This is a genomic window from Mizugakiibacter sediminis, from assembly GCF_000953855.2.
Lineage (GTDB): Bacteria > Pseudomonadota > Gammaproteobacteria > Xanthomonadales > Rhodanobacteraceae > Mizugakiibacter > Mizugakiibacter sediminis.
Genome location: NZ_DF970270.1, coordinates 17,603 through 32,913, shown reverse-complemented (window position 1 = coordinate 32,913; position 15,311 = coordinate 17,603). Strand labels below are relative to the sequence as shown.

The 15,311-nt window shown below is 71.1% G+C and carries 9 protein-coding genes; 6 read left to right on the top strand and 3 right to left on the bottom strand.

All coding sequences use genetic code 11. The features are described 5' to 3' along the window. Window positions 1-29: 29 nt before the first annotated feature. On the bottom strand, window positions 30-3,152 hold the full coding sequence (locus MBSD_RS14120; protein ID WP_062537933.1) for an efflux RND transporter permease subunit: 3,123 nt from the start codon (window positions 3,150-3,152) through the stop codon (window positions 30-32). 10 nt (window positions 3,153-3,162) lie between these two features. Continuing rightward, entirely contained in the window at window positions 3,163-4,317 is a 1,155-nt protein-coding gene (locus tag MBSD_RS14115) for an efflux RND transporter periplasmic adaptor subunit (protein WP_062537966.1), read from the bottom strand. 351 nt (window positions 4,318-4,668) lie between these two features. Here MBSD_RS14115 and MBSD_RS14110 point away from each other — a divergent pair, with 351 nt between their 5' ends. The 6 genes from MBSD_RS14110 to ubiT all read left to right on the top strand — a co-directional run bounded on the left by MBSD_RS14110 (window position 4,669) and on the right by ubiT (window position 14,346). Then, window positions 4,669-9,606 (top strand): NAD-glutamate dehydrogenase, encoded by a 4,938-nt coding sequence (locus tag MBSD_RS14110; protein ID WP_062537932.1) that lies wholly within the window; start codon window positions 4,669-4,671, stop codon window positions 9,604-9,606. A 258-nt stretch (window positions 9,607-9,864) separates the two neighbouring features. Beyond that, window positions 9,865-10,629, top strand: coding sequence for an NAD kinase (locus tag MBSD_RS14105; RefSeq protein WP_062537931.1), 765 nt, complete (start codon window positions 9,865-9,867; stop codon window positions 10,627-10,629). A 126-nt stretch (window positions 10,630-10,755) separates the two neighbouring features. Next, complete coding sequence (locus tag MBSD_RS14100) at window positions 10,756-11,682, top strand: 5'-nucleotidase (RefSeq protein WP_062537930.1); 927 nt, start codon at window positions 10,756-10,758, stop codon at window positions 11,680-11,682. 78 nt (window positions 11,683-11,760) lie between these two features. Beyond that, complete coding sequence (locus tag MBSD_RS14095; protein WP_062537929.1) at window positions 11,761-12,930, top strand: acyl-CoA dehydrogenase family protein; 1,170 nt, start codon at window positions 11,761-11,763, stop codon at window positions 12,928-12,930. A 23-nt stretch (window positions 12,931-12,953) separates the two neighbouring features. After that, window positions 12,954-13,418, top strand: a complete 465-nt coding sequence (locus MBSD_RS14090) for a hypothetical protein (protein WP_062537928.1) — start codon at window positions 12,954-12,956, stop codon at window positions 13,416-13,418. 127 nt (window positions 13,419-13,545) lie between these two features. Further along, complete coding sequence (gene ubiT / locus MBSD_RS14085) at window positions 13,546-14,346, top strand: ubiquinone anaerobic biosynthesis accessory factor UbiT (protein WP_237071821.1); 801 nt, start codon at window positions 13,546-13,548, stop codon at window positions 14,344-14,346. An 89-nt stretch (window positions 14,347-14,435) separates the two neighbouring features. Here the strand turns inward: ubiT and MBSD_RS14080 are convergent, their stop codons facing one another. Then, complete coding sequence (locus MBSD_RS14080) at window positions 14,436-15,308, bottom strand: U32 family peptidase (RefSeq protein ID WP_062537926.1); 873 nt, start codon at window positions 15,306-15,308, stop codon at window positions 14,436-14,438. Between the last annotated feature and the right edge of the window lie 3 nt (window positions 15,309-15,311).

Below are 15,311 nucleotides of genomic sequence, written 5' to 3'. Positions count from 1 at the left end.
ACCCGCCGCCGCGGATCGCGCCGCGCCGCTCAGTCGAACGGCCGGATCACGTCGTCGCCGCTGTCCTCGGTGCCGTCGGTGCGGTCGCCGAGCAGGCGGCGCACCACCAGGTAGAACACCGGCACCAGCAGCACGCCGAGCAGGGTGGCGCCGAGCATGCCGCCCATCACGCCGGTGCCGATGGCGTGGCGGCTGTTGGCGCCGGCGCCGGTGGAGACGGCCAGCGGCAGCACGCCGAGGATGAAGGCGATCGAGGTCATCAGGATCGGACGCAGGCGCAGCCGGCAGGCCTGCAGGGTGGCGGCGATCGCGCCCATGCCGCGGCGCTGCGCGGCGACCGCGAACTCGATGATCAGGATGGCGTTTTTCGCCGACAGGCCGATGATCGCGATCAGGCCGACCTTGAAGTAGATGTCGTTGGGCAGGCCGCGCAGGGTGGTCAGCACCAGCGCGCCGAACACGCCCAGCGGCACCACCAGCATCACCGCGAACGGGATCGACCAGCTCTCGTACAGCGCGGCCAGGCACAGGAACACCACGATCAGCGACAGCGAGAACACGATCGGCGCCTGCGCCCCGGACAGGATCTCCTGGTACGACTGCCCGGACCACTCGAAGCCGAAGCCCTGCGGCAGGTCGTTGGCGACGATGCGCTCCATCGCCTTCATCGCGTCGCCCGAGCTCTTGCCCGGCGGCGCGCTGCCGGTGATGGCGACGGCGCCGTAACCGTTGTAGCGGTCCAGGCTGGGCGAGCCCACCGTCCACCCAGCGTCGATCACCGACGACAGCGGCACCATCGCGCCGGCGGCGTTCTTGGTGTAGTAGTGCTGCAGGTCGTCCGGGTGCATGCGGAACGGCGCGTCGGCCTGGATGACCACGCGCAGCACGCGGCCCTGGTAGAAGAAGTCGTTGGCGTAGACCGGCGCCAGCATCAGCTGCAGGGCGTTGTAGACGTCGCCGATCGACACGCCCATCGACTGCGTCTGCACGCGGTCGAGGTGCAGTTGCAGTTGCGGGGCGTCCGCGAGGCCGTTCTGGCGCACGTTCTGCAGGTCGGGATCGCTGGCCGCCTTGGCCAGCAGCAGGTCGCGCGCGGCCACCAGCTTGTCGTGGCCCTGGCCGGCGCGGTCCTCGAGGCGGAAGTCGAAGCCGCCGAACTGGCCGAGGCCGCGGATGGTCGGCAGGTTGGAGAAGAAGACGCGCGCCTCCGGCATGCCCGCGAAGCGCCGGTTCGCCCAGTCGATGAACTGCAGCGCGCCGACGTCGCGCCGGTCCCAGTCCTTCAGGCGGATGAAGCCGAGGCCGACGTTCTCGCCCTGGCCGATGAAGCTGAAGCCGGCGACGGTCAGCACGTGCTGCACGGCGGGATGGCGCTTCAGGATGCGCGTCATCTCCGCTTCGACCGACACAGTGCGGTCCATGGTCGCGCCCGGCGGCAGTTGCACCAGCGCGAACACGTAGCCCTGGTCCTCGTCGGGCAGGAAGCTGGTGGGCAGACGCCAGAACAGCAGCACGCAGGCGCCGACCACCAGCAGGTAGGCGAATACCCAGCGCGGCGCGTGGCGCAATGCCTTGCCGACGCGGTCGAGGTAGGCGCCGCTGACGCGCGCGAACCCGCGGTTGAACCAGCCCATGCCCTTCGGCTCGCCGTGCACCGGCTTCAGCAGGCTGGCGCACAGCGCCGGCGTGAAGGTCAGCGCCATCAGCGCCGACAGGCCCATCGAGATGGCGATGGTCAGGGCGAACTGCCGGTAGATCGCGCCGACGCTGCCGGAGAGCAGCGCCGAGGGGATGAACACCGCGGCCAGCACCACGGTGATGGCGACGATCGCGCCGGTGATCTGGTCCATGGCCTTGCGCGTCGCTTCCTTCGGCGGCAGGCCTTCCTCGCTCATGATGCGTTCGACGTTCTCGACCACCACGATGGCGTCGTCGACCACCAGGCCGATCGCCAGCACCAGGCCGAACAGGCTGAGCACGTTGACGGAGAAGCCGGCGATCCACATGCCGGCGAAGGCGCCGGTCAGCGCCACCGGCACCACCAGCGTCGGGATCAGCGTGGCGCGGATGTTCTGCAGGAACAGCCACATCACCAGCACGACCAGCACGATCGCCTCGAACAGCGTCTTCGCCACTTCCTCGATCGAGGTGCGCACGAAGGTCGAGCTGTCGTAGGGAATGAACCAGCTGACGCCCGGCGGGAAGTTGCGCGCCAGCTCGTTCATGCGCGCGCTCACCGCCTCGGCGACCTGCAGCGCGTTGGCGCCCGGCAGCAGCTGGATGCCGAATGCGGCGATCGGCTGGCCGTCGACGCGCGAGTCGAGGGTATAGGCGTAGGCGCCCAGTTCGACGCGGGCGACGTCGCCTAGACGCACCACCGTGCCGTCGGCGTTGGCGCGCAGGATGATGTCGCGGAACTGCTGCGGGTCGGTGAAGCGGCTCTCGGCGGTCACCGCGGCGGTGAGCGCCTGGCCGCCGACGTTCGGCTGCGCGCCGATCGAGCCGGCAGCGACCTGCACGTTCTGCGCGCGCACGGCGTCGAGCACGTCGGTCGCGGTCAGCGCATAACCTTGCAGCTTCTCCGGGTTCAGCCAGATGCGCATGGCGTATTCGGAGCCGAACTGGTTGGCGCTGCCGACGCCCGGCACGCGCTGGATCTGGTCGAGCACCTGCGAGGCGACCAGATTGTTGAGCGCGTAGCTGTCGTACCGGCCGTCGGTCGCGCGCAGCGCCACCACCTCCAGAAAGCCGGCGCTGGCCTTCTGCACGCGCACGCCCTGCCGCTGCACTTCCTGCGGCAGGCGCGGCATGGCGCGGTCGACCTGGTTCTGCACCTGCACCGCGGCGATGTCGAGATTGGTGCCGTTCTCGAACGTCACCGTGATCTGCGCCTGGCCGCTCTGGCTGGAGGTCGAGCTGAAGTAGAGCAGGCCGTCCAGGCCGGTGAGCTGCTGCTCGATCACCGAGGTGACCGACTGCTCGATCACCTGCGCGCTGGCGCCAGGATAGGTGGCGGAGACGTTGATGCTGGGCGGCGCGATCGAGGGGTAGGCCTCGACCGGCATGTTGAAGATGGCGATGGTGCCGGCCAGCGTGATCAGCAGGGCGATCACCCAGGCGAACACCGGGCGGTCGATGAAGAAGCGCGCCATGCGCGGCTCCTCAGCGCGCGCCGGCGCGGGCGGCCGGCAGCGGCTTGTAGGGCACGGCGCGGGCGGCGTCGCCGGGGTTCACGTGCTGCAGCCCGCTGACGATCACCTGCTCGCCTTCGGCGAGACCGCGCGTGACCACCCACTGGCCGTCGCGCATGTCGCCGAGGTCGACGCGCTTGCGCGCCACCTTGCCGTCGGCGCCGACCACCAGCACGTAGGCGCCGTCCGCGTCGCGCTGCACGGCCGCCTGCGGGATCGGGAAGGCGTGCGTCTGCCGGCCCTGGATCAGGCGCACCTTGACGAACATGCCGGGCAGCAGGATCCGGTCCGGGTTGGGCAGGGTGCCGCGCAGCGACAGCGCGCCGGTGCCGGGGTCCACGGCGATGTCGGCGAAGCTGAGCTTGCCCGGCTGCGGATACAGCGTGCCGTCGGGCAGCACCACCTGCACCTCGACCTGGCCCTTGCCGGCCGGCTTCAGCAGGCCCTGCGCCTGCTGCCGGCGCAGCTGCTGCAGCTCGGCGAAGGACTGGCTGAAGTTGACGTAGATCGGATCGATCTGCTGGATCACGGTCAGCTCGGTCGGGCCGTCCTGGCCGACCAGCGCGCCCTCGGTGACCATCTGCTGGCCGGCGCGGCCGGCGATCGGCGCGGTGACCGTGGCGTAGCCGAGATTGAGCCGCGCGCTGGCGACGTTGGCCTCGGCCTGCTTGACCGCGGCGGCGGTGCTGCGCGCGTTCGCCAGCGCATTGTCGAGGTCCTGCTGCGAGGCCCAGCCTTTGGCCGCCAGCGGACGCACGCGCTGCACCGTCTCCTCGGCGTTCCGCGCGTTGGCGCGGGCCTGCGCCAGCGCGGCCTCGGCGGCGCGCAGGGCGGCCTGCAGCGGCGCCGGATCGATGCGGAACAGCACCTGGCCCTGGGCGACGTCGGTGCCCTCGGTGTACTCGCGCTTCAGCAGGATGCCGGCGACGCGCGCGCGCACGTCGGCGGTGCGGTAGGCGCTCAGGCGGCCGACGAAGTCGCGCACCAGCGGCACGTCCTCGGCGTGCGCGCGCACCACGCCCACCTCGGGCGCGGCAGGCGGAGGCACCTGCCTGGAGCCGCCGCAGGCGGCGAGCAGCGCGGCGAAGGTTCCCAGCATCAGGGCGCGCGCGGAAAACGACGGCATGGACATTCCCAGTCTCTCTTCCGATACAGGCTTGCTGCGCGCCCGGTCGCGCGGTCTGCGCGGGTCGCGGCAGGAACGGCGGGCGAGATCGACGGACCGGAACGGCACCGCACAACCGGGTCCGAACGGATTTCGGTATACCCGCAAGTTTAATATCGGCCCCGCAACGGCTCCAATCCAACCAATGGCCTAGAGGCCCGCGATGGCGCCGAATCGCGCGCGATCCGCCGCCGCGCGCCGCGGATGCGGCCGCGGTTGTGGATTCGTTCCGTCGGCCGGCGCTATGCTTCCGCGGATTATCCGCCGCCCATCCCTTTACCCTCACTTTTTCCGGTCCCATTCCCGCCCATCATGAATGCCCAGCGTTCTGCAGACGGCGCAGCCTTCGCCGCCACGGTCGTTCGCGAATTCGCCCCCACGCTAGCCGGAGCGCGCCTCGAGCTGGCGCGGGCGCTGGCCTCGGCCCTGTTCGCGCGCATCGCGCCGGGCGACACGCCGCTGCACGATACGCCGACCTGGGCCGCGCTGGCGGCGGACCTGCTGGAGTTCATGCGCGTGCGCACGCCGGGCGTGGCCGCGGTGCGCGTGTTCAACCCCGAACGTTCGCGCAACGGCTGGGAATGCGCGCGCACCGTCGTGCAGGTGGCCACCGACGACATGCCGTTCCTGGTCGACTCGATCGGCATGGCGCTGGCCGCCGCGGGCCTGCAGATCCACGTGGTGCTGCATCCGGTGCTGCCGGTGGCGCGCGACGCCGCCGGCCACCTGCAGAAGCTGGGCGAGGGCGCGGCCGAGTCGATTTCCCACTTCGAGATCGACCGCGTCGCCGACGCGGCCGAGCTGGAGCGCCTGCGCGCCGCCGTGGCCGCCGCGCTGGACGACGTGCGCGCCGCCGTCGGCGGCTGGCGCGCGATGCGCGAGCGCATGCTCGCCATCGCCGACGAGCTGCCGCGGCGCACGATGCCGGTCGACGCCCGCGGCGTGGCCGAGGCGCAGGAGTTCCTGCGCTGGGTGGCCGACGACCATTTCACCTTCCTCGGCTACCGCGAATACGAGGTCGCCGCGGTCGACGGCGACGAGGTGCTGAAGGCGGTGGAAGGCTCCGGCCTCGGCATCATGAGCGGCCGCGAGCGCTCGCTGGCGCTGCGCTCGCTGAAGACGCTGGTGGCGGCCACCCTGCCGCAGTCGGGCTCGATGGACGCGATCATCCTGACCAAGACCAGCGCACGCGCCACCGTGCACCGTCCGGGCTACATGGACTACATCGGCGTGTTGAAATTCGACGCCGGCGGCCGCCCGATCGCCGAGCAGCGCTTCCTCGGCCTGTTCACCTCCAGCGCCTACATGCGCCGCCCGCAGGACGTGCCGCTGGTGCGGCAGAAGTTCGAGGCGGTGATGAACCGTTCCGGCCTGAAGCGCGACTCGCACTCCGGCAAGGCGCTGCGCCACATCCTCGAGACGCTGCCGCGCGACGAGCTATTCCAGGCCGGCGAGGACGAGCTGTACGCGATCGCCATGGGCATCCTCGAGCTGAGCGAGCGCGCGCGCACGCGCCTGTTCGCCCGCCGCGACAAGTACGGCCGTTTCGTCTCCTGCCTGGTGTTCGTGCCGCGCGAGCGCTTCAGCACCGGCGTGCGCGAACGCATCGAGGCGACGCTGAAGCAGGCGCTGCACGGCGAGCGGCTCGACTCCGCCATGCTGTTGGGCGAGTCGCCGCTGGCGCGCCTGCACCTGGTGATCCGCCCGCGGCCGGGCGACCACGTGCAGTTCGACGCCGAGGAAATCGAGGCGCGCCTCGCGCAGATCGTGCGCGACTGGCACGACGAGTTGCGCGAGACGCTGGTGCAGCGCCTCGGCGAGCAGCGCGGCCTGGAGCTGGCCAACCGCTACGGCCGCGCGCTGCCGCCGGGCTACATCGAGGAGGTCACGCCGGCGGTCGCCGCGGGCGACGTCGAGATGGCCGCCTCGCTGGAAGGGCCCGACGCGATCCGCCAGTCGCTGTACCGCTCGCCGAACCGCCCCGACGAGCTGCATTTCAAGGTGTTCCGTTCCGGCGCCGACATCGCCCTGTCGGAGGTGCTGCCGCTGCTCGAGAACCTCGGCATGCGCGTGCTGACCGAGGACCTGCACCAGCTGGACGTGCAGGGCACGCGGCTGTTCATCCAGGACATCAAGGTGCAGCCCGCGCAGGCGATGACCTTCGACGTCGCCGAAGTGCGCGCGACGTTCGAGGACGCGTTCGAGCGCATCTGGCGCGGCGAGGCCGAGAACGACGCCTTCAACCGCCTGATCCTCGGCGCGCGGCTGTCCTGGCGCCAGGTGGCGCTGCTGCGCGGCTACTGCAAGTACCTGCTGCAGGTCGGCGTGCCGTTCTCGCAGAGCTACATGGAGGAGACGCTCAACCGCTATCCGCTGGTCGCCGGCCTGCTGGTCGAGCTGTTCGAGGCGAAGTTCGATCCGCAGCGCGAGAGCGCCGCGCCGGAAGCGCTGGCCGCCGCGCGCCGCCAGTTCGAGCAGGAACTGGCGGCGCTGCTGCCGGAAACCACCGCGAAGGCGCACCCGGACTTCGTCGCGCGCCTGGTCGCCGCGCGCGGCGAGCCGCGCCAGGCGCAGATCGACGCGCTGATCGAGGCGATCAAGACCCTGCTCGACAACGTCGCCAGCCTGGACGAGGACCGCATCCTGCGCAGCTTCATGGGCGTGATTCGCGCCAGCCTGCGCACCAACTACTACCAGACCCGCGACGGCAGGCCGAAGGACTGCATCAGCATCAAGTTCGACTGCGCGCAGGTGCCGGACCTGCCGAAGCCGCGGCCGTACCGCGAGATCTTCGTCTACAGCCCGCGCGTCGAAGGCGTGCACCTGCGCTTCGGCCCGGTCGCGCGCGGCGGCCTGCGCTGGTCCGACCGCCGCGAGGACTTCCGCACCGAGGTGCTGGGCCTGGTCAAGGCGCAGATGGTGAAGAACACCGTGATCGTGCCGGTCGGCTCGAAGGGCGGCTTCTTCGTCAAGCGCCCGCCGGCCGGCGGCGACCGCGACGCGGTGCTGGCCGAGGGCATCGCCTGCTACCGCATCTTCATCAGCGGCCTGCTCGACGTCACCGACAACCTGGTCGAGGGCAAGGTGGTGCATCCCGACGCGGTGGTGCGCCACGACGGCGACGATCCGTACCTGGTGGTCGCCGCCGACAAGGGCACGGCGACGTTCTCCGACATCGCCAACGCGATCTCCGCCGAGTACGGCTTCTGGCTGGGCGACGCCTTCGCCTCCGGCGGCTCGAACGGCTACGACCACAAGGGCATGGGCATCACCGCCAAGGGCGCCTGGGAGTCGGTCAAGCGCCACTTCCGCGCGCTCGGCCGCGACTGCCAGCGCGAGGACTTCACCTGCGTCGGCATCGGCGACATGTCCGGCGACGTGTTCGGCAACGGCATGCTGCTGTCGCGGCACATCCGCCTGGTCGCCGCGTTCGACCATCGCCACATCTTCCTCGACCCGAACCCGGACGCGGCGAAATCGTTCGCCGAGCGCCAGCGCATGTTCAAGCTGCCGCGCTCGTCGTGGGACGACTACGACAAGTCGCTGATCTCCGCGGGCGGCGGCGTCTACGCGCGCTCGCTGAAGTCGATCCCGGTCTCGCCCGAGGTGCGCGCCGCGCTCGGCATCGCCGAGGGCGTGACGCAGATGTCGCCCGCCGAGCTGATGTCGGCGATCCTGAAGGCGCCGGTCGACCTGCTCTGGAACGGCGGCATCGGCACCTACGTCAAGGCGTCCTCGGAAACCAACGCCGACGCCGGCGACCGCGCCAACAACGCGATCCGCATCAACGGCGCCGATCTGCGCTGCAAGGTGGTGGGCGAGGGCGGCAACCTCGGCTTCACGCAGAAGGGCCGCATCGAGGCCGCGCAGCACGGCGTGCTGCTGAACACGGACTTCATCGACAACTCCGCCGGCGTCGACACCTCCGACCACGAGGTGAACATCAAGATCCTGCTGAACGACGCCGTGCAGCGCGGCGAGCTGACGCTGGAGGCGCGCAACAGGCTGCTGGCGGCGATGACCGACGAGGTCGAGCGCCTGGTGCTGTGGGACAACTACCGGCAGAACCAGGCGATCAGCCTGATGGAGCGCATGTCGGTGTCGCGTCTGGGCTCGATGGCGCACTTCATCCGCACGCTGGAGGGCGAAGGCCTGCTCGACCGCCAGGTGGAGTCGCTGCCGAGCGACGCCGAACTGGCCGAGCGCAAGGCGCGCGGCATGGGCCTGACGCGTCCGGAGCTGGCGATCCTGCTCTCCTACGACAAGATCAAGCTCTACCAGCAGCTGCTCGACTCCGACGTGCCGGAGGATCCGTACCTGTCGAAGGAGCTGGTGCGCTACTTCCCCGAGCCGCTGCACGTGCCGTACGCCGCGCACATGCAGCGGCACAGCTTGAAGCGCGAGATCATCGCCACCGCGGTGACCAACTCGACGATCAACCGCATGGGCGCCACCTTCATGCTGCGCATGCAGGAGGACACCGGCCAGGGGCCGGCGGCGATCGCCAAGGCTTACTCCGCGGCGCGCGAGATCCTCGACGCGCGCACGCTGTGGGGCGAGATCGAGGCGCTGGACGGCAAGGTGGGCGACGCCGTGCAGAGCGACGCCATGCTGAAGATCTGGCACCTGCTGCGCCACCTGACGCGCTGGCTGCTGAACCGGCCGGGCGGCAGCCTGGACATCGCCGGCAACGTCGAGCGCTACGCGCCGGGCGTCGCCGAACTGCGCCGCGCGCTGCCCGCCGCGCTGACCGCGGCGGGGCAGGCCGCGTTCGCCGCCGACGTCGAAGCGTGGAAGGAACGCGGCCTGCCGCCGTCGCTGGCGCAGCAGCTGGCGACCATCCCGGTGCTGGGCGCGGCGCTGGACGTGGTCGAGGTCGCGCGCGACAGCGGCAAGCCGGAGGCGCAGGTGGCGGCGGTGTTCTTCGAGCTGGGCGAGGCGCTGGAACTGGACTGGCTGCGCGAGCAGATCGAGCTGCTGCCCGTCGAGAGCCGCTGGCACGCCCAGGCACGCGGTTCGCTGCGCGACGAGCTGAACGCGCAGCACCGCACGCTGGCGGTGCAGGTGCTTTCGCGCATCGGCAAGGGCAAGGCCGACGGCGCCGTCGCCGCGTGGCTCGGCCGCGACGACGCCGGGCTGAAGTTCACGCTGGGCATGCTGGCGGAGATCCGCAGCCAGAGCGTCGACTACCCGATCGCCTCGGTGGCGCTGCGGCGGCTGGCGCAGCTCGCGCAGGCCGGCGCGGCGTAGTCCGCCGCCCGCTCAGGGATTGCAGGCAGGCTCCCGCCACAGGGTCGCATCACCCCGCGCCGGCAGGGGCGAGCGTGCCCGCGACCGGCGCGCCGATGCACGTTGCGACGCGCGTCGCGGTCGCCTGCGCGCAGGCTGGTGCGAGATGTGCCCGAAGCGCAGCGCGCGCCGGCGCCGTTTCGGCGGCGCGCGGGGCGGGCTCGCGATGCCGCCCCGGTGGTGAGCTAACATGCGCCGTCGTCCCAGCGGGGAAGCCGCATGTCGCAACGCATCGCCTTCGTCGCCAACCCCACCGCCGAGGCGCAGGGCGCGCGCGCCGAGCTGGCGCGCCGTTATGGCGACGTGCCGGTGGAAGAGGCCGACGTGGTGGTGGCGCTGGGCGGCGACGGCTTCATGCTGCGCACGCTGCACCAGCCGTTCGCGCGCCGCCTGCCGGTCTATGGCATGAAGTTCGGTCGTGTCGGCTTCCTGATGAACCGCTACCACGCCGACGGCTTGCGCGAGCGCCTGGCGACGGCGCATCCGGCGACGCTGCACCCGCTGGCGATGCGCGCCACCGACGCCGCCGGCAGGCGCCACGAGGCGCTGGCCTTCAACGAGGTGTCGCTGTTGCGGCAGACCAACCAGGCCGCGCACCTGGAAGTATCGCTGGACGGCGCGGTGAAGCTGGCCGAACTGGTCTGCGACGGCATCCTGGTGTCGACGCCCGCCGGTTCCACCGCCTACAACCTGTCCGCGCACGGGCCGATCCTGCCGCTGGACGCCAACGTGCTGGCGCTGACGCCGATCAGCCCGTTCCGGCCGCGGCGCTGGCGCGGCGCGATCCTGCCGGCGACCACCGAAGTGCGCTTCCGCGTGCGCGACCCGCGCAACCGGCCGGTCAGCGCCACCGCCGATTTCATCGAGGTGCGCGACGTCGCCGACGTCGAAATCGCCGAAGCGCGCGAACACCGCGTCACCCTGCTGTTCGACGCCGACCACCGGCTGGAGCAACGCATCCTGGACGAGCAGTTCGTGCTTTAGGGGCGGGGGGATGGAGCAGGGAGCGGGGGACGAGGCTGCGACGACAACGCATTGGCCGCTCCCTTTACCCGGCTCCCTCGACCCCGCGCCCTGCTCGCCGCTCCCTCCCGACGCTACACTTGACGCATGGCCGCGCCCAACGTGCATGCCCCCGAATCCGTGCGGGACGACCGTCTGGTCGTGGCGATCTCCTCGCGCGCGCTGTTCGATCTCGGCGACAGCCACGCGCTGTTCGAGCGCGAGGGGCTGGACGCCTACCGGCGCTACCAGATCGAGCACGAGGACGAGGTGCTGCCGCCGGGCGTGGCCTTCCCGCTGGTGCGCAAGCTGCTGGCGCTGAACAGCCGCTCGCCGGCGGCGCCGCGCGTCGAGGTGATCCTGCTGTCGCGCAATTCCGGCGACACCGGCCTGCGCATCTTCAACTCGATCAAGCACTACGGCCTGGACATCGTGCGCGCGGCATTCACCAGCGGCGCGCCGACCTCCGACTACGTACAGCCGTTCGGCGCCGACCTGTTCCTGTCCGCCAACGCCGAGGACGTGGCGCGCGCGCTCGACGCCGGCGTGGCGGCGGCGACCATCCTGCCGGCGCGGGCGGCCGGCGACACCTCCGCGCAGCTGCGCATCGCCTTCGACGGCGACGCGGTGCTGTTCGGCGACGAGTCCGAGCGCGTCTCGCACGAGCAGGGGCTGGAGGCGTTCCACCGCCTCGAGGCCGAGCGTGCCGGCGAGCCGCTCTCGGGCGGGCCGTTCCGCGGTTTCCTCGCCGCGCTGTGCCGCCTGCAGGCCGCGTTCCCCGCCGAGGACGCGCCGATCCGCACCGCGCTGGTCACGGCGCGCTCGGCGCCGGCCCACGAGCGCGTGATCCGCACCCTGCGCCAGTGGGGGGTGCGTATCGACGAGGCGCTGTTCCTCGGCGGGCGCGACAAGGGGCCGTTCCTGAAGGCCTTCGGCGCCGACATCTTCTTCGACGACCTGCGCGCCAACGTCGAATCGGCCAGTCGCCACGTCGCCGCCGGCCACGTCCCGCACGGCGTGCGCAACGCCGGCTGAGCGCCGTCGCGCCCCGCCGTGACCCCCGGCGGCGGCGCCGGTAGAATGGCGGCTTTCACCTTCCGCCGGGAACCCGCAATGGCCGCCAGCCTGAACCCCCTCGACCTCTACGACGTGCGTGCGCTGCTGACCGACGAGGAGCGCATGGTGCAGGACACGGTGGGGCGTTTCGTCGACGAGAAGGTGCTGCCGATCATCGGCGACTGTTTCGACCAGGCGCGCTTCCCCAGGGAGCTGATCCCGGAGATCGCCGCGCTCGGCCTGCTCGGCGCGACCATTCCCGAGAAGTACGGCTGCGCCGGCATGAGCGGCGTCAGCTACGGCCTGATCTGCCAGGAGCTGGAGCGCGGCGATTCCGGCCTGCGCAGCTTCGCCTCGGTGCAGAGCTCGTTGTGCATGTATCCGATCTACGCCTACGGCAGCGAAGAACAGAAGCTGCACTACCTGCCGAAGATGGCGGCGGGCGAGGTCATCGGCTGCTTCGGCCTGACCGAACCGCACGGCGGCTCCGATCCCGCCAACATGAAGACCCACGCGCGCAAGGACGGCGGCGACTGGGTGATCAACGGCGCGAAGATGTGGATCACCAACGGCAACCTCGCGCACATCGCCATCGTCTGGGCGCAGACCGAGGACGGCATCCAGGGCTTCATCGTGCCCACCGACAGCAAGGGCTTCACCGCGCAGGAAGTGCACAAGAAGATGAGCCTGCGCGCCTCGGTGACCTCGGCGCTGTTCTTCGACAACGTGCGCGTGCCCGAGGCCAACCGCCTGCCCAACGTGAAGGGTCTGAAGGGCCCGCTGGGCTGCCTGACCCAGGCCCGCTACGGCATCACCTGGGGGCCGATCGGCGCCGCCCAGGCCTGCCTGAAGGAAGTGCTGGATTACACCCAGGAGCGCGTGCTGTTCGGCCGCAAGCTCGCCGCCAACCAGGCGATCCAGCTCAAGCTGGCCGACATGGCCCGCCGCATCACCACGGCGCAGTTGCTGTCGCTGCAGCTCGGCCGCCTCAAGGACAAGGGCGCCATGCAGCCGACCCAGGTGTCGCTGGCGAAGTGGAACAACGTGCGCATGGCGCTGGACATCGCCCGCGAGTGCCGCGACATCCTCGGCGGCGCCGGCATCACCACCGAGCACGCCGCGATCCGTCACGCGCTGAACCTGGAGTCCGTGATCACCTACGAGGGCACCGAGACCGTGCACCAGCTGGTGGTCGGCCGCGAACTTACCGGCATCAACGCGTTCTGAGTGCCGAACGGCAGGAGACCGAGATGACCCGCACGCTGACCGCCTCCATCGCCGCCGCGGCCCTGCTGGCCGCCGGCACCGCCTCCGCCGCGCTGAAGCCGGAAGCCCTGCGGCTGGCGCTCGACTCGCTACTGGTGGCGACCACCAAGCAGTCGGTGGCGAACGCCATCCTCAACAGCTCGACGCCGCCCGAGCGCAACCGCGACGTCAACATGGGGCCGCCGTACACGCTCACCACCGAGGAGATCCAGGCGGTGTTCGTCGGCCACGGCGGCGTGATCACCATCAAGTTCACCGGCGCGATCGGCGTGGACAACGCCTTCGTGCGCTTCCTGCCCAGGGTGGTGAAGGGCGCCGACGGCAAGCCGACCGTGCAGTACGCCTGCGTCAGCCCGAACATCGCGGAGATCGCCACGGTCTATCCGGGCTGCACCTACGATCCGAATGCGATGAAGCTGCCGGCCGCCAAGGAGGGGGCAGGCAAGTAAGCCGAGCCTGGCCGGCTTGACGTGCGGCAAGGCGGGAGGCGCGCGGCTGGAGTATCCATGCGCGCGGAGACCGCCGATGCCGACCGAACGCGAAGCGATTCCGCTGACCCTGCGCCTGCGCCGCGGCGTGCTCGACGCCATCGACGACGCGCTGGTGGACCTGCTGGCATTGCGCCAGCGCATCGTGCGCGGGATCGGCGCCTGCAAACGCGCCTTCGGTCTGGCGATACGCGACGAGGCGCGGGAAGGCGCGGTGCTGGAACGTGCACGCTCGCGGGCGCAGCGACGTGGGCTCGCGGCAGAGGACGGTGAACGCCTGCTGCGTGCGGCCGTCGATAGCGCGGTGGAGCTGCAGCGGCGGCCTGACCTGGATCAGGGCGGCGCCCCGCGGCTACCCGCTATGGTCCGCCTTCCCGACGCCGGAGACCCCGCCATGCGACTGCTGCGCCTGCTGCCGCCGCCGGAGCGGCTGGCCGTGCCGCTGCGTGCCGTGCCCTACGCGTGGCACGCGCGCCTGCTGGAAGCCGCGGTGAATCACGTGCTGGCTGCGCCGCAGCGCGCCGGCAAGCTCGCCTTCATGCGCGGACGCCGGCTGGCGATCGAGGTGACCGACCTCAACCTGCGCTGGGTGCTGGAGGGCGACGACACGCGTCTGCACGCCTGCGCGCCCGGTACCGAGGCGGAGGCGGCGGTGCGCGGCAAGGCGATCGAGTTCCTGCTGCTGGCCAGCCGGATGGAAGACCCGGACACGCTGTTCTTCCAGCGCCGCCTGGCCGTGACCGGCGATACCGAACTCGGCCTGACCGCGCGCAACCTGCTCGACCAGCTGCCCTGGGAGAGCCTGCCGCTCGCGCTGCGCATTCTGCTGAACCGCAGCGCGCGCTTCGCGGCCGCCGCGCGCGACGCCTATCGCGGCAAGGCTGCCTGAACTCCGCGCGCGGCGAGGCCGCGTACCGAGTAGCGTTTGCGGCGATTCCCCTGGCGGCGCGTTTCCGCCCCCTCCGCCGCGCGGAGGGCTCAAAGCGTGGCCATGCCCGCGCCGCCGTGCCAGTAGCCGTTGCAGTCGCCGACGCGCTCTGACGGCGCGACACCGCTGTCGATCGCGGCGCGGAAGCGGCGCACCGCGTCCGCGGTGCCTTCCGACTGCGGGTACAGGCGCAGCAGGTCGACGCCGGCAGCGGCCAGTTCGGGCAGCTCGGGAGCGAGGTCGCAGACCTTGGCGCTCTGCACCTGCACGCCGTTGATGTTGAGGAAGGGCTCGCCCTCGCGCGTGGTCAGCGGCATGCCGTCGGGATGGTTGATGCAGCGGAAGCCGCAGTCGTCCTTCGGTACGTTGTAGGCGCGCGCGGTGAAGCAGCGCGCGGAATACGACAGCGGCAGCCGGCCCCAGGCGATCACCTCGACCTCGGGCATGGCGATGGATTCCGCCGCCGCGTGCTCGCGCATCTCGTGCAGCAGGTCGCGGCCCTGCTCGACGCCGAGCACCCAGCGCTGCATGCCCGAGCGCGTCATCGTCGCCAGCACGCGCTGGTTGTAGACGTTCACGCCGGGGCCGACCACGAACGGCAGGCGGCGCTCGCGCAGCAGCTGCACGGCCGACATGTCGTTGGCCTCGACCATGAACTCGCCGTTCTCGACGATGCGCTTGGCGCTGGACAGCTCCGACTCCGCCTCCAGCAGGGTCAGCGTCGACAGCACCACCTGCTTGCCGGTCGCGGCGAGCTCGCGCGCCAGCTCCAGCCAGTCGGCGCCGCGCAGCTCGCGGCGCTTGCTGCACACGGTCTCGCCGAGATAGATCGTGTCCAGCGTCAGCTGCGCCATTTCGGCATAGAACTCGAGCACGCGCAGGCGCGGCCAGAAATACTGGATAGGGCCCAGGGTCAGGCGCATGCG

Excerpts from the sequence above, each read along its gene's own strand:
- MBSD_RS14120 (WP_062537933.1), bottom strand. The coding sequence starts at position 3,152 with ATGGCGCGCTTCTTCATCGACCGCCCGGTGTTCGCCTGGGTGATCGCC.
- MBSD_RS14115 (WP_062537966.1), bottom strand. The coding sequence starts at position 4,317 with ATGCCGTCGTTTTCCGCGCGCGCCCTGATGCTGGGAACCTTCGCCGCG.
- MBSD_RS14110 (WP_062537932.1), top strand. The coding sequence starts at position 4,669 with ATGAATGCCCAGCGTTCTGCAGACGGCGCAGCCTTCGCCGCCACGGTC.
- MBSD_RS14105 (WP_062537931.1), top strand. The coding sequence starts at position 9,865 with ATGTCGCAACGCATCGCCTTCGTCGCCAACCCCACCGCCGAGGCGCAG.
- MBSD_RS14100 (WP_062537930.1), top strand. The coding sequence starts at position 10,756 with ATGGCCGCGCCCAACGTGCATGCCCCCGAATCCGTGCGGGACGACCGT.
- MBSD_RS14095 (WP_062537929.1), top strand. The coding sequence starts at position 11,761 with ATGGCCGCCAGCCTGAACCCCCTCGACCTCTACGACGTGCGTGCGCTG.
- MBSD_RS14090 (WP_062537928.1), top strand. The coding sequence starts at position 12,954 with ATGACCCGCACGCTGACCGCCTCCATCGCCGCCGCGGCCCTGCTGGCC.
- MBSD_RS14080 (WP_062537926.1), bottom strand. The coding sequence starts at position 15,308 with ATGCGCCTGACCCTGGGCCCTATCCAGTATTTCTGGCCGCGCCTGCGC.